We start from the raw sequence: 20,966 nt of genomic DNA, 5'->3' as shown, positions 1-20,966 counted from the left end.
CCATAGGACAGCAGCATCACGATGAGCATGCCCGCCAGAATCGACTCAAAAGCCAACAAGGACGGATGCCAGCCCACCGCAAAGCACGCCAGGAGCATGACCACAATCTGCGGCACAAAATGAACCAGAGCCACCCACACCGTCGACAGCGAGAACAGCTCACGCGGCAGATAAATCTTGCGAATCAGAGCGCTGTTAACCACCATGGCGCGAGCACCATTACCAAAACCCTCCGAGAAGAAGTTAATGGCAATCATGCCCGAGAAAAGATACACAGCATAGTTGTGCATACCGCGTTCCAGACCAAGGAAAAGACCCATGGCAATGTAGAACACCAGGAACTGCACACCCGGCTTAATGTAGGACCACAGAATACCCAGCACCGAGCCGCGGTAGCGGACCTGGATTTCCTTATCGACCAGAAGTCGAAGCAGGTAGCGATTCTTCATCGCATCCAGGATGCCGCGGCCGCGACCGGGCGCCTTCAGGGGAACAGACTTCAGATCGCTCATCGGGTCAGCTCAGAATCCGTATGCTCAGCGAAGGTCTTAGCCCACGCATCGTAGGATGCAACCTCAGCAGCCTTCGAACGGTACTGCTCACGCAGCTTCTCCCAGCCGGTCACCAGCTGGACGTGCAGCTTAGCGGCCTGAGCCAGCTTCGACTTGAGCTGCTCGGGATCGCGGCGGTACCAGAACAGGCCGGTACCCTCAGCGTTAGTCGCCAGAGCCGAATCGAACTTCGACAGGGTCCACCAGTTGGTCTCACCGTAGTTCAGCTGAATCTGCGGGTGAGCCTTCGCCTCTTCGCTCACCGGCTTGAACAGCTGACGAGCAACAGTCTTCGCGGTCCAAGAAGCAAGCTTCTTGTAACCGGGAGACGCGAAGGAACGGCGGCCACGGAACGGAGGCTTCTTCGTCTGAATAGCCGGGAAGTCATCCACGTTCGGCTTCACCTGAGACTCCGGGTACTCCTTAGCCATCGCACGAATCACCGGCAGACGCTGCGAGAGCGAGGGGTGCAGGTGCTCGGGGCCGGAGAGCAGATCCTCCAGCGCCATCAGGCGGCCAGCCTCAGTGTAGTACTGCATGGACAGGGTGTGCTTGACGTCCAAGAACAGGGACTCCAGCAGCACGCGGCCACCCTTATCGAAGGGCGAGTGCAGCAGTGCGGTAATGAGGCGGTTGCGCTCGTGGTAGTACGCCTGCCAGCCAACCGAGTCATCCTTGTCAGTCCAGGAAACGTGCCACACGCCCGCGCCGGGGAAGGACACGGTAGCGAAGCCCGCGGCCTTAGCGCGCAGACCGTACTCAGCGTCATCCCACTTCAGGAACAGGGGCAGGGACAGACCGATTTCCTTAATGACGGCGGTCGGGATGAGGCACATCCACCAGCCGTTGTAGTCTACGTCCACGCGGCGGTGCAGCCACGGGGTGTTACGCAGGTTGTGGTGGCCCAGGTTGTGGCCCATCGCCATATCATCGTGCGGCTTAGCGTAGAAGTTACGCCACGGGTCAACAACCTCACCGAATGCGTGCAGGACCGAGCGGTCGAACATGTCGAACATGTGCGCACCCACGATGGTGGGTTCCTTGCAGTAGTTCGCGAAGGTCACCATACGCAGGATCGACTCAGGCTCCACGATGACGTCGTCATCGAGCAGCAGCACGTAGTCGGAGCCGTTGTTGACAGCCTCGAACATGCCGCGCGAGAAGCCGCCGGAACCGCCCAGATTGCCCTGGTTGATGATGCGGAACTTACCGGAGAGGGGCTTGACGACCTCTTCGAAGTCCTCGTGATCCTGCACCTTCTGGGTGCCCTGGTCCACAATCAGGAACTCGTGCACAGCATCGAAAATCTCGGGGCTCTCACCCAGAGCACGAATGTTGTTGATGCAGTACTCCACCTTGTTCATGGTGGTAATCTGCACGGTCGCCTGACCAGCCTTCACATCGGCGCGGGGCTCAATGTCGCCCAGCCAGTTCGCCTCAATCAGCTCAAGGTCGCCGGTGCCAGCCAGGTCGAACCAGTACCAGCCGCCGTCACCAAACGGCGCCAGAGGCAGGGTGAAGGTGTTGGTCTCCTCACCGGAGAGCAGCTTCGCATCCACGCGCTGAATCACGCCACGGCCATTGGACTTGTACACAATGACCATGCCCTCGCCGCGAGTCTGAACGCTCAGCACGACCTTCTTCAGGTCAGTCCAACGGCGCCAGTACGAAGCGGGGAACGCGTTGAAGTACGTACCGAAAGACAGGCTCTGACCCGCGCTCACGGTGATGGAACGGCGGCTGTTCAGGTTATTAGCGGCATCACGGTTTGCGCTGGCGCTCGAGACAGACTGACCGGAGGTGTTCATCGCCTCCGCAATGGAGGTCGAAGCATCGCCGTCAATACGGGTGGGCAGCTGAACGCCGGTCGCGACACTCGCATCCACGTACAGGGGCACAACGTCAGTCTCAACCGCGCTCGGGAAAATAACCCGCTGCAGGTTCTTCAAAGTCTTATCAGCCATGGTTATGCGTCAACACCACCGGACTCGATCTTCGCACCGTTAGCGAAGTGCGGGCGGATCTTGTTGTCGAACATGGACAGTGCAGCACCGATAGCCATGTGCATATCCAGGTACTTGTAGGTACCCAGGCGGCCACCGAACAGCACGTTGTTCTCGCCCTTAGCCAGGTCGCGGTACGCCAGCAGCTTCTCACGGTCCACGGAGGTGTTAACCGGGTAGTACGGCTCGTCGCCCTTGTTCGCAAAGCGAGAGTACTCGCGCATGATGACGGTTGCGTCCTTGGTGTAGTCACGCTCGGGGTGGAAGTGACGGAACTCGTGGATGCGGGTGAAGGGAACATCAGCATCCGGGTAGTTCATCACGGAGCAACCCTGGAAGTCCTCAATCGGCAGAACTTCTTCTTCCAGGTCGATGGTACGCCAGGACAGGTCGCCCTCAGCGTAGTCGAAGTAGCGGTCAACCGGACCGGTGTAGACCACGGGAATCTGACCCAGAACGTTCTCGCGAGAGTACTGGTGACCGGGCTCGAAGAAGTCAGTGTTCAGGTGCACCTCAATGTTCGGGTGCGCCGCCATGCGCTCCAGCCATGCTGCGTAGCCGTCAACGGGCAGACCCTCGTACTTGTCGTTGAAGTAGCGGTTGTCGTAGTTGTAGCGAACCGGCAGACGGGAAATGATGGATGCGGGCAGCTCTTCCGGCGGGGTCTGCCACTGCTTAGCGGTGTAGTGCTTGATGAACGCCTCGTACAGGGGGCGGCCAATCAGGGAGATACCCTTATCGTTCAGGTTCTGCGGGTCGGTACCAGCCAGCTCGCCAGCCTGCTCAGCGATGAGCGCCTTTGCCTCTGCGGGAGAGTAAGCTGCGTTGAAGAACTGGTTGATGGTACCCAGGTTAATCGGCATGGGGTAGACAATGCCGTTGTGGCGGGTGTACACGCGGTGTACATAGTTGGTGAAGTCAGTGAAACGGTTCACGTACTCCCAGACACGCTCGTTGGAGGTGTGGAACAGGTGCGCACCGTAGCGGTGCACCTCGATACCGGTCTGCTTCTCCTTCTCGCTGTATGCGTTACCACCGATGTGGGAACGGCGGTCCAGCAGGGCAACCTTCAGGCCCAGCTCAGTGGCAGCCTGTTCTGCGATGGTCAGACCGAAGAGGCCCGAACCGACTACTACGAGGTCAGCGGTCAATGTTTTCTCCTGTATTATCACGGCGCACCGCCCCTTCTGCGAGGGCGGCATTCACCTACCAGATTGGACACATCCGAGTGCTCTCAGTCGCGCCGCAATCCGCACGGGTGGGTGTAAAAAGCCCCTCCGTGATGGATATAGTCATAATCTAAGATACCCGTTTATCATGCGTCACGCATACTTATGACGTGTTTTTAGCGGCTTTTGGACTATTGTTCGCGCGCTCTTTCTCTGGGTGAATATTCTTCACGAACCCCGAGGTCAAGCGGGTCTTCGGGGGCTCATTTTTCTGTGGATTTTGTTGTTCCACCGGGGGCGAAGAATGTTGGTTTACGGGTAAATATTCATTGTGGTTGGTCATCGCAATTTTGCTGCGCCGCAAAACAACCAATGGGATGGGACCATGAAACGCCACGAGCACTAGGGCTCTATACGGACATCAGTGGGGATGCGCGAGTGGGCTTAACGTAGATGGCCCAGTGGGCGTGGTGCGGGGCTTTTTGAGCGGTAATCCGGGCAGTATTTCGGTGGGTTATCCACAGTTTTTTGAAAAACAGGGCGAAAAATTCAAAAAATACGAACGCTTTAGGTTGCAAACAGCCTATTTGTTGAATTTTGATGCTTTTTAATGTTTTCTGAGGGTATGACTCTCTTCTTTCTCGACCACCACAACACCACCGACGCGCTCCCCTACCCCCGCGTCATCCGCCTCGACGGTGAGGCGGCGCCTAACGGGGTGCAGCTTCAGCTGGCACACGCGGGCGACGGTTCCTCCCTGGAACAGGTACTCAACCAGGCTCTACAGCAGTCTGAGACCGGCGCGCCCCTCACCGCGAAGGACACCCCGTTTCAGCTATTCCCCCTGTGCGAGGGCACCGAGCTGGAGACCCCGCAGAACACTTCTGAGAATGGTGCCTCTGAACGAATTGTGCCCGAATGTAATAATCTCGGCGGCAACGTTCCCGGTGGATTTCAGCACCCCAACGCACCCGCTGTCAGCGTGCTGCGCATCCTGCGCGGCCCCGACGCGGGCGCATCCTTCCCCATCAGCCGCGGCCGAACCAGCCTCGGCAGGGCGGCACTAGCTCCCCGCGGAGGAGAGCAGCCGCGCCATATTCATCTGCAGGATCCCTTCCTCAAGCCGGTACACGGCAGTTTCTACGCCGATAGCTCCGGCATCCGTTGGATTGAGAAGCGCCCCTCCGCGAGCGAGGGTAGCGAGAAGGTGCAGGGCGGCAAGAAGATGCAGAGCGCCGAGCCGCGCGTCCTGCGATGGAACGAGCCGTTCCGCCTCGGGTCCTCGCTCTGCGTGCTCACCTCCCCCACCGCTCAGGACGATGGGGCAAAGTCTATGCAGAAGGCGAGCGCCCCCAGCGCTGACCCAGGCTCTTCCCCCGGCGAGTCCGCGCAGATGCTCGCTCCCCTGGGCGATGCCGGCAACCCGTTTGAGCCGGTGGTCGTGAACCCGCCTGCGCCGCGTAAGCTCAAGCAGATTCTGTTGAGCGTGTGCCTGCCGATTGTGGTGGGCCTAATTATTGCGCTGGTGACCGGCATGTGGTTCCTCCTGCTGATGTCTGCGGCGTCTTCGCTGTTGATGCTTCTGCACTTCTTTGGCGGTCGGGCTGAGAACCGTGCCGCTTCGCAGCAGACCCGCCAGGCGGCTACGCAGGAGAAGGAACGTGCTCTCGCCCTGCCGACCGCGGGTAACTTGGCGATTTCGGGCCCCTCTGCCATGCATGATGCCGCCTACCCGGCGATTGTGCTCGGGTGCGGTCCCCGCCAGCCCTACCTGCGCGGCCGCAACCTCCCGCTGGGCACTTTGGAGAAGCAGGATGCGCCCCACTACCTGCCGTTGCCCGCCCCGGCTCTGGGTCACTATCTGAAGCTGGAGGAGGCACATCTGCGCGCCTACCTGGTGCAGCTGGTGGTGGGTTATCCGGGGTCGGTGCATGTTCTGTTGACTGGTGCCGAGAGTGCTGAGCAGAAGCGCATGAACGCTCTACTGCAGACCCTGGCTGTAGTGCCGGGCATGAGTGTGCATTGCCTACCGGGCGCGCAGCAGGAGAAGTACCTGCAGACCCTGCAGAGTAGCCTGCAGTCGGAGCTGTCCGCATCGGTTCCGCCGCTGATTCTCCTGCCGCAGGAGGCGAGCGCGGTTTACGCTCCCCTGCTGACCGCCCTAGCCTCCGGGGCGGCCGCGGAGTCTTCGCAGTCCCATGCGTTCGCCTCCCCGCGTGAGCAGAAGATGAGCGCCCCGGCGCTCTGCGTGCTGGGCGGTACCGAGGCTGATAGCCCCGCCCCTGCACCCGGTGCGCTTTTTAGTTCCGCCTGGATCGAGTGTGCGAGCGAGGGTAGCCACCGTCAGAGCATTCGCTACCGCGCGCACGGTTATTCGGCGCCTCCCGTGCAGCCCACCGAGGGTGTCTATCAGGTGCACCCGCTGGCGTGTGAGGACCTGTGCCAGCACGCTGACGGGCTGAGCGTTGAAGCGTTCTGCGCCGCTCTTGAAAACCTGTACCGCGCCGGATGCGAGCAGGAGCAGGGCGCACTCAACGAGGCTCAGGTGCACCAGTCGGCGCATCTCTTCTCTTCTCTCCACTCCCAGAACGCGCGGCAGAAGAACCGTGCCGATGACATGGCGGTGGAGTCCGTTCTGCAGCGCTGGTCGGCTCAGCGTTATGCCTCCGATATTCGCTGCTACCTGGGTGTTTCTTCGGGTGGCTCGCTGAATATCGGTCTGTCTGAGCACGGACCGCACTGGCTACTCGGTGGCACGACCGGTGCCGGTAAGTCGCAGCTTCTGCGTTCGCTGGTGCTCAGCGCCGCTCTGCGTTACCCGCCCGAGCGTCTGGGTCTGATTCTGGTGGATTTCAAAGGTTCTGCGGGTTTGGGGCCCCTGGCTCAGCTGCCGCATGCGCTCAGCGTGTTGAGCAATTTTGATGTGTCCGCGGTGGAGCGTGCGCTCGAATTTTTGCGCGCCGATATTCACCGCCGCGAGGTGGATCTGCAGGCGCTCGGCGTGAACTCCTACCGCGATTACCTTGCCTCCTGCCAGGCGGCGGGTACCGTTCCGCGCTACCCCGAGCTGCTGATTGTGGTGGATGAGTTCCGCATGCTCATTGATTCCATGCCGGACGCTATGGCTGAGCTGATGCGCATCGCCACGATTGGTCGTTCGCTCGGCCTGCATCTGGTTCTGGCGACTCAGCGTCCGCAGGGTGCTATTTCGCAGGATATTCGCGCCAATATTGCCACGAGCATTTGCCTGCGCGTGGCGAGCGCCCAGGATTCCTATAACCTGCTGGAGCACGAGTCTGCGGCGTATATTTCGGCGGCTCACCCCGGTGCCGGGTACGTGCGTCTGCCCGACGGCCGTTCGGTGCCGTTCCGTGCCCCGCTCGTGGATGCGGTCCCCTCGAGCAGCGATGCCCGCCCGGTGCAGGTGCTGGGTCTTGAGGAAGGCGGCTGGCGTGAGCTGACTGCCGCTTCTGTCGTTCAGAAGGCTGGTGGGAATGAGGATGAGCTGCTGATTCGTTCTGCGCGGCAGCTTCGTGCGCTCTATGAGCGCGAGTATTCCCCGGCAGGCGTTCAGAAGAGTGCGGCGCTTCAGGATGAGTACTGCCCGATTCCGCCAGAGCTTCCCGAAACCTGCCCGCTCCCCGCGTTGGAGGCGCCGGTTAGCGGACCGGTCGCGTACGGCATTGACCCGGCGGCTACCCCTCACGAACCGGCCGATTCTGGCGTTGCTCCCGAAGGCTACCTACTGGGCGAGCTGGAGATTGCCCGCTACGGCGTGCGCCGCCACATTAGTTGGTCGGGGCATCAGGCGCTGGCGCTACTGGCGCAGAACGCTGAACGAGCCCCGATGCTCTACGGCCTTCTGGCTCAGGCGTTTACCGCACGCACGCCGGTTGTTCTGCTGACCTCCGACGGCGCGCTCCACCGCGAGCTAGAACCCTACGCCGGCGCCTTTGAGGCTCTGGTGGGTGCGCAGGAACTTTCGCACCTGCGGTTCTGCCTGGAGGAGCTGCGCACCCCGAACCTGTGGGGCGCCGAGGGCTCCGCCCGCCCGCTCATCGTTGTGGACGGTCTGGACAGCTGGCTGGAGGCGCTGGTCCGCCAGCCCGATACGGAGAACCTGCTCTACGACCTACTCTCGCAGGGGTGCCGTCGCGGCTATTCGGTGGTGTTCACCTCCGCGTTGAACCCGCGCGGTCGGTTCGCCGCGGCGGCGCATTCTACGCTGTTGAGCCGCCGCTTCCTGGACGCCGACCTGATGCGTTCGACGAGCAAGGACTACCCCACCCCGGCGCAGAGCCACTATTGCGTGGAGGGTGCCATTAATGAGGAGTTGATTGGGGATCAGCCGCTGAGCGCTTCGATTCTTTCGCCGTGCGTTGCAGGTTTTCAGGAGCTGGTGCAGGTTCTGCGGGGTAACGCTGCAAGCGCTTCTAGCGGTTCAGCGGCTCGCCCCGGAACGCTGTTGAAGCAGTTCCCCGAGTACTACCGCATGCCCTCGGCCGAGTACGTGGCCGCCGCCCACGCCGCGTGCAATCCGCAGGGCGCCAAGCTGTTGGTCGCGTTTGACCGCCTGCAGATGCCGGTGTGGTTGAGTGCCCCGGCTGGCGCGGTGGTTCCGGTGCAGGGTTCCCGTTCGGCGGGTAAAACCACCCTGCTAGAGAGCATTGCTCAGCTCAATCCGATGATGGACACCCTCGTCCTTGAGGGTTCTGGCGGCACCTCGGGTGATGGCGGAGCGTCGGGTGAGCCGCTGAGCGTGGAGCGTACCCGTGCGCTCCTGGATTCGGTGAAGAACCCCGCCCAGACGCTAGTGCTCATTGACGACCTGCAGTACCTGCAGCCCGCCGTTCAGCAGCTACTTCTGGAGCGTCGCGGTGAGTTCCGCGCCATGTTGGTCGCCTACACGCCCTGGCCGAGGCGCGCCTCCTCACCCCTGCTGGCTGCGCTCATGGGATGCTCGCGTGCGCTCCTGCTCGCGCCCGCATCCCTGGCGGACGCCGACATGTGCACGGTGACCGCACTGCCGCTGGATCGGTTCACGCAGGGTGAGCAGCCCGCCGGCCGCCTCGTGGTGGTGGACGGCGCCTCCGTCAGTGCGGCGCAGGTTCCCCTGGCGCTGAGCCCGGTAGCGCAAGCTGCTACGTCCGCGCCGAAGGCAACGGTTAGGGTTTAACAACGGTGTAGGGTTTAGTGGTTTAGCGGCGTCGGCGGCTGTACTTCTCCGCTTCTTCGCCCGATGCCTCGGTAACCGCCTCAATATAGCGGCGGCTACTGGGCATCAGAACGAAGACGAAGGCAGCCGCCGCACCGATAACACCCGCAATCGTGATGGACTGGCTAATGTTCAGACCGTAAGCGCTCACGTTCATGATGAGGGTGCTTGCGGTGACCCACAGGGCGCAGAGGGTAATCAGGATCATGGGCATACGCGAACCAAAGCGGCCACGGTAGAAACGCAGACCGAAGTAGGTCATGCCCGCGGCAATGAGCGCCTGGAGTACACCGCCCACAATCGCCTGGGCGGTGGACATTCCGCTAACGATAAAGGGGTAGAGGATACCGCGAATCAGGATGTATGCCGCAAAGGTTTCGGTCAGGGCGAATGCGTAGATGACGTTGAACGGGCGTGACGGCACGGTGGGCTCCTCATGGGTAGTGTCGGCGGCAGACCGGGGTGTTTTCGGTCCGATGCGCTGATGCGTTAGTGGGTGGGCGCTCCCCTGCCTCGCGTTTGCCTTGGGTTCACCGCCTCGTCATCGGTGCGGCATTTCAGGGGTAGGTACCGCTTTATATTATGCCCGAGGCGCCGCTCGCCCAGCCGCCCGCGTCTCGCTCATGAGACGGGGTGCAGAATATGCGTGTCAGAATGCGATTCTTCACCCCCTCAATTAGACAAAGGTTTACCTAAGTGATAGATGCCTCAGCTTAATACTGAAGTTTTTAGAGAAAAGTACTTGTCACATCCGCTCCAACATGCGAAAGTTGATAAGTCAATTTTCACCCTAACCCAGGGTGTGCATCCCATCAGCGGATGTATTTGACACGCGCACAGGAAAATAGATGTGTCTTGCCACCGCGTGAGACCGTAAATCATGAAGGAGGTCCACCGTGGATTGGCGTAGTCGTGCAGCTTGTTTGGACAAGGATCCGGAGCTGTTCTTCCCCGTAGGAAACACCGGACCTGCCCTGTTGCAAATTGAAGAGGCAAAGACTGTCTGCCGCTCTTGCGAGGTTGTAGACGTCTGCCTGAAGTGGGCCATCGAGACCGGCCAGGACTCCGGCGTATGGGGTGGCACCAGTGAAGACGAGCGTCGTGCGATGAAGCGTCGCGCAGCTCGTGCCCGCCGTGCATCCTAACTTCCGGAGTATTCAATAGGGCATCAAAAGCGTGGTGCAGTGACTTTATGTCACTGCACCACGCTTTTGCCATATACAGGGCAGATACGAAACTGCCGCCGCTCCCCTGTCGGAAGCGGCGGCAGTTCTACATGTCATGCAAGAAGGCGCTTAGACGAGCACCGCGGTAATGACCACGCGGGTGCCCTTCGGCTCGTTAGCCTCCCAGCGGATCGAGCCGTTCAGCTCGCTCGCCACCAGGGTACGCACGATCTGCATGCCCAGGCCTTCCTTGCCGGTCACCGGGCGGTAGGCGTTCGGGCCGGACTCTTCAATCTTCTTATCGCCCATACCCTTACCGTCATCGGTAATCACGACGGTGAGGATGTTCTCGCCCTCATCATTGGTGCCGCGAATACCTTCGAGAGTTACGGTGCCGGTCTCGCCGTCCAGGCCGTGTTCCACAGCGTTCGCGACAACCTCGTTAATGACCAGCGCCAGAGGAGTAGCGAACTGGCTCGGCAAAGACCCAAAGGAGCCAATCAGCTTGGTGGACACGTGCTGACCGGGCGACGCCAGCTCAGCCGCCAGGTGGAACTGACGCTCAATCAGTTCGTCAAAGTCGACATTCTGGGTCAGGCCCTGCGAGAGCGCCTCATGCACGGTAGCAATGGTTGCCACGCGGCGCATCGCCTGCTCCAGGCCCTGACGCGCCTCATCAGTGGTCATGCGGCGCGACTGCAGGCGCAGCAGAGCGGACACGGTCTGCAGGTTGTTCTTCACGCGGTGGTGAATTTCGCGAATGGTCGCGTCCTTGGTCATGAGCTCCAGCTCGCGGCGGCGCAACTCGGTCACGTCGCGGCAAAGAATCACGGCGCCCTCACGCTCAATGCGGGCACGCCTCTGCGCAAGCAGCGGGATGGAGCGCATCGTGACGCGAGCGCGGGCAATGACCAGTTCGGTGCGCAGGTCGCTGCGTCCGGCAAGGACGAGTTGCAGGGTCTCATCCGCCTGTTCGCCGGCAGGAAGCATAGCGCGGGTGACGTCGGCGAGGTTCCGCTTTTCGAGGTAACCGCTCAGCCCCATGCGGTTGTACATGGAGTTCGCGTTCGGGGACGCAACGACCACGCGGCCGGCGCGGTCGAGCACAATAATGCCGTCAATTACGCGGGGGTTGCCCTGGGTGTTGTTTCCCTGGGCGAGGGGGTCGGGCCACAGGCCGGAGTGCACCATGGAAAGCATGGTGTCGGCGGCAAATTCGTAGACCTCGTCACTGATGGAGGGGTAGCCGCTGGGGGTGGCGATCTTGTGGCTGGTCAGTAGTGCAATGGTGCGGTTGTTGCGCACAATGGGCACGAAAGTTACGTGTACGCGCGGGCGGGCACCGACGCCTTCACCGCTGCCTTCGTCGGTGTAGGTGCTGATGTTCTGGTCAATCCAGACGCGGTATGCTTCGTCGCGGATTCCGTCTTCCATTTCCTGCTCAATGATGTCGTGGTGGAAGAGGGTGCGGACGTTGGAGGGGCGCACGTGCGCGAAGGCACGGAAAGTACTGGTTTCGCTGGGCCCAGATACGGCATCCGGGGAGCTGCCGTCGGCAACAACGTAGTCGGTGGGGAACCATAGAACCAGGTCACTCTGGGCGATGTCAGAGATGACCTGCCATTCACCCATGATGAGGTGAACGCGTTCAGTGTCGCCGGGACCGAAGTCGCAGGCGCTCATAATTCCTTCTGCAAAAGACATATGTTTGTGTGCTTCCCATGAGTTCGGGTAGATTCAACCATTTTACGGGTTTGGTCGTCGTGAGTCCCATTCAAACGACAATACGTGGAATAGTTTACAGAGCATTTCTTGGAGTGCGCTTTTAATTGCAAATATGACGCAGCGCAATGAGATGCACCCCTCAGATGGATAGTGAGACATTCGCACCACACCCCTGCCTTGGCCCCGAGTGAAGGAACAGAAAACCCGGCGTATCGGCGCTCCTCGTTCCGGGAGGAATACCGATAAGCCGGGCCTCTTTCACCCACCTTTGGCGGGTATTAGTTGTAGCTGACGGGCCTACCCGCCGGGACTGATGTTAAGCGCCGGGGCGTACCGCGTACATGCCCTCAAGCATCGCTTCAAAGGACTGCACGACAGCGTGGCGGGGCGCCACCTCCAGCAGCGCCTCACCGTTGCGACGCAAACGATCCATAACCTTACGCTCGTACGGAATCACGCCGGTGAGCGGCACCGACAGGTAGCGTGCCCAGTTATCGCGCATTTTCGCCTCCGGGTTGAATCCGGCGGCTTCGCGGCGGCCGCGGTTGAGCCAGTACTGCACGTCCGTTTCGGGGGCGAACAGATCCGGGCGTGACTGCACCTCGCGAGCGAGGTTGATTAGGCGCGGCAGGCCGATGACGTCTGCTTCGCCGAGCGCAATCACGCGGTCGGCGCAGGCGAGCGCGGTGAGGGTCGCGGCGTTACGGCGCGGTGCCGGGCCGTCAAAGGTCAGCTCCTCGTCCACCTCAATGGGTGCGGCAACATCGCAGATGACCAGGTCGTAGCGGTGCTTGAGCCATTCGAGTACCTCCGCGAAAGCGCGGGCGCGAACCTCGGGCCAGCGCGAAGAGGAGGTGATGCCGCTCAAGAAGTCGAAGGTGCCGTTCTTGAGGGGCACGCGCTCCATGATGGCGCCCGCCTTTTTCTCGTCGAGCTGGGCGCGGTCGGCGTCCGAGCAGAGAATCGCCAGGCCGGAGCCGGTATCCTCGAGAGCCATGAGCGCGTCCAGGCTGGGCGCGTACGTATCCGCGTCGATGAGGCAGACCTGTTGCCCCTGCTGTGCCGCGAGGGCTGCGAGGTTGAAGGCGATGGTGCTTCGACCGGGCGCGCCGTGGGTACCCCAGACGGTCACAATCTTGCCGAGGCGGTGGCCCGGCTGGTAGCGGGAGGGTGCGGCGGGATCCTGGTTGATGTCCGGATGCTGCGGCAGGGTGCCGTCGTTGTTCTCGTTCTGCACGTGCAGGGCGTAGTCGCTGCCGGGCGCGAACGAGTCGACGATGGCGGCTGCCTGACTGAGCACGGATTCTTCGTTGCTGGGAGCGGCAGAAGATGCTTCCGCCGAATCGTGCGCGCCGGGTGCGCCGGGCGCGTTTCCGGCGGGGGCGGCGGGGTCGATTCCGTAGCTTCTGTAGTCGGCGCCGTAGGGCGCACCGGTGTGTGCAGCAGCCCCCGCGGCGGGGTCGTAGCCGTACCCAGCCGACTCCCCAGCCTGGCTGTGCCCACCGTTATCGTAACCGTAACCGCTGTATCCGCTGTCGTAGCCGTAGCCTGCGTCGTATCCGTAGCCGGCGTGCGCCTCCGGCTGATGTACCGCGGGGGCGGGAGCCTGATTCGGGGTCTGCGCGGGAACGCCGTAGCCTGCGGCGGGTCGGGCGAGCGCCGCATCCACCGCCTGTTCAAGCGAGCCCAGAATCTCGTCGAGGGCAGCTTCGGGGCGGATGCGGTGCGCCTGCGTGGGCAGGGGCAGGGTGTCCGGGGCGATAACCGCCAGGAGCACCTCGGAGGCGGCGAGCGCATCCACGGTGGAGGCGCTCATTTCGGCGGGCACGTGCGCGCAGAGCAGCACGCGGGCGATGCCGGTGTGCGCCATGCCGACGGCTTCACTGAAGTCCTGCACGGTGCGTGCAACGGAGACGCGGCCGCGCTGGGATTCGATGCGGTTCAGGAGCGAGCCGTCATCGCCGTAGAGGATGACGGGGATGTTCACTGGCCCTCCCCGTAGGTGCCGGGGATGAGGCTAATCTTGGAGTCGCTGTTGCTTTCCTTCACCAGGTCGGTGAGGGCTTCTTCCTTGACCCACAGCTGCACGGTTGCCTTGCCGTTGGCGCCGAGCACGCCCTCGTCGACCGTGATGGCGACGATTTCTGCGTTAGTGACGATGGCGCGGGCACCGTTTTCGGTGCGGTTATCGCTCTTGGTGTCGGGGTTGCGCGGGCCGGAGGTCCACACGTCCACGCGCTCGCCCGCCTTCAGCGCGGAGGCTGCGGCACGGTCAATGCTGACGGTTGCGAGGCGGCGGCCCGGGGAGGTTTCGGTACCTACGGATTCCTTGCTGATGAGGTTGCCGGCGGGGATGCGCTGAATCGCGATTTTGCCGTTCATCTGGGCGGCATCGGCGCGGGTGAAGTACTTGTCTTTAGCGGAGTCGATGTTCGCTTCGACTCGGGCTAGTTTGTCTTCGGTGATTTTCTCACCGAGGCGAATCTCGCTTTTAGCGGTGTAGTACTCGGTCTTGCTGTTGTTTGCCTGCACGTAGAGCTGCACGCCGGTGATGGAGACGAGCACGAGCAACACACCGAGAATGAATCGCCAGTCCTTGACGGTGGGCCTTTTGAGGCGTTTGGCGTGGGGCTCGGTGAGGGTGGAACGCTTCGTCGCGTTCTGTCGTATGCGCATGATGTGGTTGTGCCTTTCGGTGCGGAAGCCGGCGGTGATTCCGGGTGTTGTTCAACTGACCGATGAGCGAGTGGTGTGTGTTCGTTAGTGCTTTGACTGGATTCTGGCACTAACCCTAACAGCATATTTCATTTAGTACTCGCTCTCAACAAGAGTCGTGTTTATGAAATATTTTTGAGTTTCGTCCCTTTTGAAGGGGTGATTAGATAACTTTTCAGCTCATATAAGGCTTTTTGCGGGCAAATTTCACGGTGATGGCATATACTGAAAGTACTCAATAGATGTTCACTATGAACTCTATCTGAACGGCTACTAACGGTAGCTAGGGGCCCAGGATTTCACTCACGGAAAGGATCCAATTCGATGACTGCACCTCGTTTCCTCACTCTGAGCGACGTCGCCGAGGAGCTGCAGGTTTCGCTTTCGCAGGTACGCGCTCTGGTGCGTAGCGGCGAACTTCCCGCCATTCAGATTGGTGGGCGTAACCAGTGGCGTATTGAACGCTCTCGTTTTGAAGAGTACATTACCGAGCGCCACGAGCAGACTCTGGAGGCAATTGCTTCCGGCAAGCTCACTGCTAAGGCTAAGGCTGAGTAGCATTCGACATGCACCTCGCGGGCGCAACGCTCGAGTGGTTTCAGAAAGGTCCGCTCCTCTCGTTGAGATTTCGATGAAGAGGGGCGGACCTTTTTGTATTTTTATTGCTTTGATGCGGGTATTTATACTTGTCGAGCCGTATTTTATGAAGGTGCCCACGAATAGCATTACCCGCTATATATCCTGCGCTTTTTAGCGTGAAATACGGGCAATCACCGCACTGACGCGAGCCAGCGGGATGGTGCGCACGCCGGCGCCGCGAGGGGCACGGGAGTAGCCGGAGGCGCCCTGACCGTAACCAGCCTGCCCATAACCACCCTGCCCGTAGGCTCCCTGCGCACCATAGGCTGCGCGCGCATACTGGTCGCGTTCGTAGATGCGCGGGTACTGGCCGCCGTTGAGCAGGCGCAGTTCAAGGAAGTCCGCACCGACTCGCTCGATGACGCCGTCGTAGCTGACGGTGCCACCCTCGAGGGAGAGGCGGACGGGTTCGCGTGCCATGGCGAGGGAGCGGAGGGCGAGCTGGATTTTCATGCGGTAGCGTTCGGGGCGAATATCGGCGCGCCCGGGGGCGATGCCGCCTTCCCACCAGAGCATTCCGCGCAGGGGGATGATGATGTTCTCGCCGCGCGCTTCGATACTGACCCATTCCTCGCCAACCATTTCGAGCTTACCTTCGTAGGTTTGCATGTCGGTGGCGCAGATGCGGATGGGCCCGCCAACCTGCGCGAGGAGGCGGTCGTCGAGGGTGATGGTGGAGTACTGGACGCGGGCGACTTGGCGGGCGTCCTGTTCCATATCCCAGGCGCGTTCGGAGGCGAGGCGCGCCTCAATGTCTCGTAGGAACTTTTCCATGCTCATGGTATGACCCTACCTGAGGATGGGTGCGGATACGAACCGGGGCGTTTTTCCGCTCAGGTGACGGTTGCCAAGCTTAATTTTTGAAGCAAATTCTACCAAATTACATATTTTTCATGCATTTTGATGCTTTTTGCTTCATTTTTGGTGTTGCTTCCTGTATAAATGAAGCAACACTAAAACACATCAAACACACCACTTGGAGGTCATTGTGGACCATCTTTCCACGCCGGGATCAACCCCCTCAGCCTTCGCTTCACGCCCCGTAGCCACACCTCGTACTGCCAGCGCGGAAGTAACCGCCGCATCCGGCACTGATGCAGGTCACGAAACCAGCACCAAGGCTAACTACCAGGACGCCCTGCTCTTCATCGCCCCTCCCCTGCTTTCCGCGGCGGTCCTGGGCGCGTTGAGCGTGAACCTGCACCGCATCCCCTCGGCGCACCCGCTGACAGACGCTTCACTGCTCTGCGCTGGAGCGGCGGCGCTCCTCATTACCGCGTGGTGGTTCGTCAGCTTTATCTGCGCGCTCTTCTACGCTCGTTCCCTGCGAGTTTCGAGCCGCAACGCTGACCGCGCAGTGCTGAAGGTTCCGGCGATTTTCCGTCCGCGCTTTATGCGCCGCATCGTCCTGACGCTCGGCGGCACGGCTCTTGGAGTGGGTGCGGTTTTGGCGCCCGCGCAGGCTACGGTGGCTACGCCCAGCAACGCCGGGCTGACCGGTACGGAGGGCATGCCGCAGACGACTATCTCCGCGGTCATGACCGCAGACTCGATGAGTACCGCAGCTTCAACGGATACCGCGGTGGCAGATACCAGCCCGGGCTCCAGCTCAGATGCAGCACTGCCTGATACCGCCCCGGATCAGTCCACCGCTCCCCTGCAACTCTCCACCGAGGTTCCCGATATTCCCCTGGCTCCTGAACCCACGGAGGCGGCAGGCTCCCCGCAGGATCGCAGCCCGTTCTTCTCCCCTCCCCGCACCGAGGCGGGCACCTACTCCTACACGGTTCAGGCGGGCGATACGCTCTGGTCGGTTGCCGCCGATCAGCTGGGCGAAGGCACCGACGCCTCCACCATTTACGACTACACCCTCGATATTTACGAAGCGAACAAGGACGCTCTGGGCCAGAACGCCGAGCTGCTCTATGAGGGGCAGGTTCTGCAGATTCCCGAACAGCCCGTTCACTAGCCTCACCCGCGTCTTCCGCTACCCCTCTCCACCCCGACAGTCTTTCGTTCGCTCAACTCACCTCACATACCCCTGCACCGAAAGCCTCTCTACCGAAAGCCTCTGCGCCGAAAGGAGCCGTCATGAGCTTCTCCCACCTTCTCCCCCGCGCCCCGTGGACCCCGCCGCATCAGCCTGCACAGCCTGTCAGCCCGTATTCGAAGAACCGCCCGTCCGCTCAGTCTGTGGTTCCGCAGCAGGTGGCTCCGCTTCCCGAGCAGGGTCAGGGCACGATGGCTCTAGTGCAGAGGCGTAACAGCCCGTCGGTTTACTCGCTGTTGCCGCTGCCGCGTTACGAGCAGCATTCGGCGCAGCGTCCGCAGGTGGCTAAGAGGGGCCGCCCGCTGCGTCCTGCGGATGCACTAGCTCGCCAGTTGGAGGGCCGTTGCGCGGGTGTGGCGATTGCTTACCTGGAGATTATGTCGGCTCGTCGTTCGCGTCAGCAGCTGGCGCAGTGGGTGTCAGCGGATTGTTTCCACCGTCTTCTGCCGTTCTTCCCGAAGAACCCGCGCCAGGTGCGCCAGGAGATGCTGTTGACTCTTCCGCCGGTTTTGCTGCGTGTGCGAGCGCAGAAGGTGCACGATGAGCTCTACGAGGTGGTTGCGTTGCTGCGTTGCGCGGATAGGGTGCGTGTGGTGACCATGCAGATGCGCCTGATTCACGGCATGTGGCTGATTACCGCGATTGAGCAGCCGCAGAGCCGGGTTGACGAAAACTAGGCCTCATCGCCCGCTAAATAACTTACAGACATGCAGAGAGGGTGCGAATCCGGTCTTGGATTCGCACCCTCTCTGTTGTGCTTTATGCTCTTTTCACGCTTTGCGGTGCGTCAGCTTTTACGCTGAGGCTACTTCTCCTTCGAGCGTTCCACGTGAACCTGCTCGTGGCCGTCCTCATCCGGGGCGGAGTACTGCAGGAACTTCGGGCGCGAAGGCTCAGCCAGGCGCACTGCAGAAGCCTGGGTACGCTGCTTGGACAGGTCCAGGTTGAACAGGTAGGTCACGGTCTCTTCGCGGATCGCGCCGAGCATCGCCTGGTACATGTCGTAGCCTTCACGCTGGTACTCGACCAGCGGGTCACGCTGAGCCATCGCGCGCAGGCCGATACCTTCCTTGAGGTATTCCATCTCGTACAGGTGCTCGGGCCAGCGCTCACCAATGACGGACAGCATGACGCGGCGTTCGATTTCACGCATGCTCTCTTCGCCAACGCTCTTCTCACGCTCTTCGTAGATGAGGTGTGCGTCCGCCAAAACTTCCTTCACGATCTGGTCGCGAGTGATCTTGGTGCGGTCGCCGGCGTCCTCAGCCAGGTCGTCCACGGTAATGGAGATGGGGTACACCTGCTTGAGGGCACTCCAGAGCTCGTCGAAGTCCCAGTCCTCGGCGTGGCCTTCAGAGACTCGGGCGTCAATGATGGTGGTCAGCACCTCGTCCACGAAGCCGGAAATCTGTTCCTTCAGGTCGTCACCGTGCAGGATGCGGCCGCGGTCCTTGTAGATGGCCTCGCGCTGGCGGTTGAGTACGTCGTCATACTTGAGCACGTTCTTACGCTGCTCAGCGTTACGGCCCTCAACGTTTGCCTGTGCGGTAGCGATGGCGCGGCTAACGATCTTGGAGTCCAGTGCGGAGTCCTCGGGGGCTGCCGCCATGAGGCGGGTTGCCATGCCGGTGTTGAACAGGCGCATCAGTTCGTCGGTCAGCGACAGGTAGAAGCGGGACTCGCCCGGGTCGCCCTGACGGCCGGAACGACCGCGCAACTGGTTGTCGATACGGCGGGACTCGTGACGCTCAGTACCGAGCACGTACAGGCCACCGAGCTTGGTGACTTCCTCGTGCTCTTCGGCTGCGGCGTCTTCGCAGGCCTTCAGGACCTCGGGCCAGCGTGCCTCGTATTCTTCGGAGTTGGTGTTCGGGTCTAGGCCGAGCTCACGCATCTTCTCGACGGCCTCAAATTCGGGGTTACCGCCGAGCATAATGTCGGTACCGCGACCAGCCATGTTGGTTGCGACGGTGACGGCGCCCTTACGGCCCGCCTGCGCAACAATAGCTGCCTCACGCTCGTTGTTCTTCGCGTTCAGCACCTCGTGGCGCACACCAGCCTTCGCCAGCTGGCGGGACAGGTACTCGGAGTTCTCCACGCTTGCGGTACCCACCAGGATCGGCTGGCCCTTTTCGTGGCGTTCCTTAATGTCCTTGACGACCGCCTTGAACTTGGCGATTTCGTCGCGGTACACCTTATCGGGGTTGTCGATGCGCTGCACACCCTTGTTGGTGGGGATGGGCACCACGCCGAGCTCGTAAGTGTTCATGAACTCTGCCGCTTCGGTTTCCGCGGTACCGGTCATACCGGACAGCTTGTCGTACATGCGGAAGTAGTTCTGCAGGGTCACGGTCGCCATGGTCTGGTTCTCAGGCTTGATTTCGACGCCTTCCTTCGCCTCAATCGCCTGGTGGATGCCGTCGTTGTAGCGGCGGCCCGGCAGAATACGACCGGTGTGCTCGTCAACAATCAGGACCTCGCCGTCAATGACCACGTAGTCCTTGTTGTTGGTGAACAGCTCCTTCGCCTTGATGGAGTTGTTCAAGAAACCAATGAGCGGGGTGTTCTTGGATTCGTAGAGGTTCTTCACACCCAGGTGGTCTTCCACCTTGTCAATGCCGGATTCGAGGATGCCGACGGTGCGCTTCTTCTCGTCTACTTCGTAGTCTTCACCGCGCTTGAGCAGGGTTGCGGCAATGCGCGCGAACTCTGCGTACCAGCGGTTTGCTTCGCCGGCTGCGGGGCCGGAAATGATCAGAGGGGTACGTGCCTCATCGATCAGGATGGAGTCCACCTCATCGATAATGGCGAAGTTGTGGCCGCGCTGAACCTGCTCCTCCACGGTCCACGCCATGTTGTCACGCAGGTAGTCGAAGCCGAACTCGTTGTTCGTACCGTAGGTGATGTCTGCGGCGTACTGCTTACGACGCTCGTCCGGCTCCATGGAGGACAGAATCACACCGCACTCCATACCGAGGAAGCGGAACACGCGACCCATGAGGTTCGCCTGGTACTCAGCCAGGTAGTCGTTCACGGTCACAATGTGCACACCCTTGCCGCTCAGCGCGTTCAGGTATGCGGGCAGGGTCGCGACGAGGGTCTTACCCTCACCGGTCTTCATTTCGGCAATATTGCCCAGGTGCAGTGCAGCGCCACCCATGAGCTGCACGTCGTAGTGGCGCTTGCCCAGGGTGCGCTTGGACGCTTCGCGGACTACCGCGAAGGCCTCCGGCAGCAGAATATCGAGGGATTCGCCGTCCTTGACGCGCTCGCGGAACTTGTCGGTCTCTGCTCGCAGCTCCTCATCGGTCATCGATGCGAAGCTGTCCTCGAGCGAGTTCACCGCCTTAGTGTACGCTTCGAGCTGTCGCAGAACCCTCTTATCGCCGGTTCGGAGGATTTTCTCCAAGAAAGATGCCACTGAGCTTCTACTCCTTGCTTGTTTCGGTACCCTCACCAAGGGCGCGCGAAAGTGCGCGCGGTGAGGCCTTCCTACATATTGTATGGCAGAGCCGCCTAATTCGCCCGTCCGAGCTATTTTTTACGCTGTGCGCCCACGAGGTGACATTTGGTGACACTCGAATCTTTCACCCTCCGGTTGAGGCAGAGCCGCCCTATCCGTCTAAAGGAACGTCTAAAGAAACAGATGCGTGGAGGGCAAAGAAAACCCGGGGGCCTGGAGAAACACGGTGTGTGTTTCCAGACCGCCCGGGTCTTGAGCCTACTCGCTGAG

The 20,966-nt window shown here is 61.1% G+C and carries 13 protein-coding genes and 1 pseudogene; 5 read left to right on the top strand and 9 right to left on the bottom strand.

Annotation, left to right across the window (positions count from 1 at the left end):
• From QZ540_RS02670 to glf, 3 genes and pseudogenes are all read right to left on the bottom strand, one after another.
• Positions 1-512 (bottom strand): annotated as a pseudogene (locus tag QZ540_RS02670) (ABC transporter permease); the annotation flags it as partial.
• Positions 509-2,515: a glycosyltransferase gene (locus QZ540_RS02665; RefSeq protein ID WP_294627523.1), complete on the bottom strand. Its 2,007-nt coding sequence runs from the start codon at positions 2,513-2,515 to the stop codon at positions 509-511. The gene QZ540_RS02665 and the pseudogene QZ540_RS02670, both read right to left, overlap by 4 nt.
• A gap of 2 nt (positions 2,516-2,517) precedes the next feature.
• On the bottom strand, positions 2,518-3,705 hold the full coding sequence (glf, locus tag QZ540_RS02660; RefSeq protein WP_070848099.1) for a UDP-galactopyranose mutase: 1,188 nt from the start codon (positions 3,703-3,705) through the stop codon (positions 2,518-2,520).
• A 643-nt stretch (positions 3,706-4,348) separates the two neighbouring features.
• On the opposite strand from glf, the gene QZ540_RS02655 reads away from it, so the two are divergent.
• A complete protein-coding gene (locus QZ540_RS02655; protein ID WP_294627521.1) occupies positions 4,349-8,899 on the top strand; it encodes an FtsK/SpoIIIE domain-containing protein in 4,551 nt (1,516 codons plus the stop codon).
• 22 nt (positions 8,900-8,921) lie between these two features.
• On the opposite strand, the gene QZ540_RS02650 is transcribed toward QZ540_RS02655, so the two are convergent.
• Positions 8,922-9,362: an alpha-N-acetylglucosamine transferase gene (locus QZ540_RS02650; RefSeq protein WP_294627520.1), complete on the bottom strand. Its 441-nt coding sequence runs from the start codon at positions 9,360-9,362 to the stop codon at positions 8,922-8,924.
• 472 nt (positions 9,363-9,834) lie between these two features.
• Between QZ540_RS02650 and QZ540_RS02645 the strand changes: the two genes are divergently transcribed.
• Positions 9,835-10,083 carry a WhiB family transcriptional regulator gene (locus tag QZ540_RS02645; RefSeq protein ID WP_005505386.1) on the top strand — a complete coding sequence of 83 codons (249 nt, stop codon included), beginning with the start codon at positions 9,835-9,837 and terminating at the stop codon, positions 10,081-10,083.
• 150 nt (positions 10,084-10,233) lie between these two features.
• Here QZ540_RS02645 and QZ540_RS02640 read toward each other — a convergent pair whose 3' ends face one another.
• The 3 genes from QZ540_RS02640 to QZ540_RS02630 all read right to left on the bottom strand — a co-directional run bounded on the left by QZ540_RS02640 (position 10,234) and on the right by QZ540_RS02630 (position 14,505).
• On the bottom strand, positions 10,234-11,808 hold the full coding sequence (locus QZ540_RS02640; RefSeq protein ID WP_294627519.1) for a sensor histidine kinase: 1,575 nt from the start codon (positions 11,806-11,808) through the stop codon (positions 10,234-10,236).
• Positions 11,809-12,145: 337 nt separating this feature from the next.
• Positions 12,146-13,816, bottom strand: a complete 1,671-nt coding sequence (locus tag QZ540_RS02635; RefSeq protein ID WP_294627517.1) for a P-loop NTPase — start codon at positions 13,814-13,816, stop codon at positions 12,146-12,148.
• Positions 13,813-14,505: an SAF domain-containing protein gene (locus QZ540_RS02630; protein ID WP_049356534.1), complete on the bottom strand. Its 693-nt coding sequence runs from the start codon at positions 14,503-14,505 to the stop codon at positions 13,813-13,815. The genes QZ540_RS02635 and QZ540_RS02630 overlap by 4 nt, the downstream gene beginning before the upstream one ends.
• Positions 14,506-14,868: 363 nt before the next feature.
• Between QZ540_RS02630 and QZ540_RS02625 the strand changes: the two genes are divergently transcribed.
• Positions 14,869-15,102: a helix-turn-helix domain-containing protein gene (locus QZ540_RS02625; protein ID WP_044150292.1), complete on the top strand. Its 234-nt coding sequence runs from the start codon at positions 14,869-14,871 to the stop codon at positions 15,100-15,102.
• A gap of 192 nt (positions 15,103-15,294) precedes the next feature.
• Here QZ540_RS02625 and QZ540_RS02620 read toward each other — a convergent pair whose 3' ends face one another.
• Positions 15,295-15,963: a histidine kinase gene (locus QZ540_RS02620; protein WP_294627516.1), complete on the bottom strand. Its 669-nt coding sequence runs from the start codon at positions 15,961-15,963 to the stop codon at positions 15,295-15,297.
• 208 nt (positions 15,964-16,171) lie between these two features.
• Between QZ540_RS02620 and QZ540_RS02615 the strand changes: the two genes are divergently transcribed.
• The gene (locus QZ540_RS02615) at positions 16,172-17,152 is read left to right on the top strand and encodes a LysM peptidoglycan-binding domain-containing protein (RefSeq protein ID WP_294627515.1); all 981 of its coding nucleotides are present in this window, start codon (positions 16,172-16,174) and stop codon (positions 17,150-17,152) included.
• A 122-nt stretch (positions 17,153-17,274) separates the two neighbouring features.
• Complete coding sequence (locus QZ540_RS02610; protein ID WP_294627514.1) at positions 17,275-17,910, top strand: Rv3235 family protein; 636 nt, start codon at positions 17,275-17,277, stop codon at positions 17,908-17,910.
• A gap of 128 nt (positions 17,911-18,038) precedes the next feature.
• On the opposite strand, the gene secA is transcribed toward QZ540_RS02610, so the two are convergent.
• Positions 18,039-20,654, bottom strand: coding sequence for a preprotein translocase subunit SecA (gene secA / locus QZ540_RS02605; RefSeq protein ID WP_294627513.1), 2,616 nt, complete (start codon positions 20,652-20,654; stop codon positions 18,039-18,041).
• Between the last annotated feature and the right edge of the window lie 312 nt (positions 20,655-20,966).

This window comes from uncultured Rothia sp. (assembly GCF_916049665.1).
Taxonomy (GTDB): Bacteria; Actinomycetota; Actinomycetes; order Actinomycetales; family Micrococcaceae; genus Rothia.
Note: the sequence above shows the minus strand (reverse complement) of the source record. Positions and strands in the feature narration are given on the sequence as shown.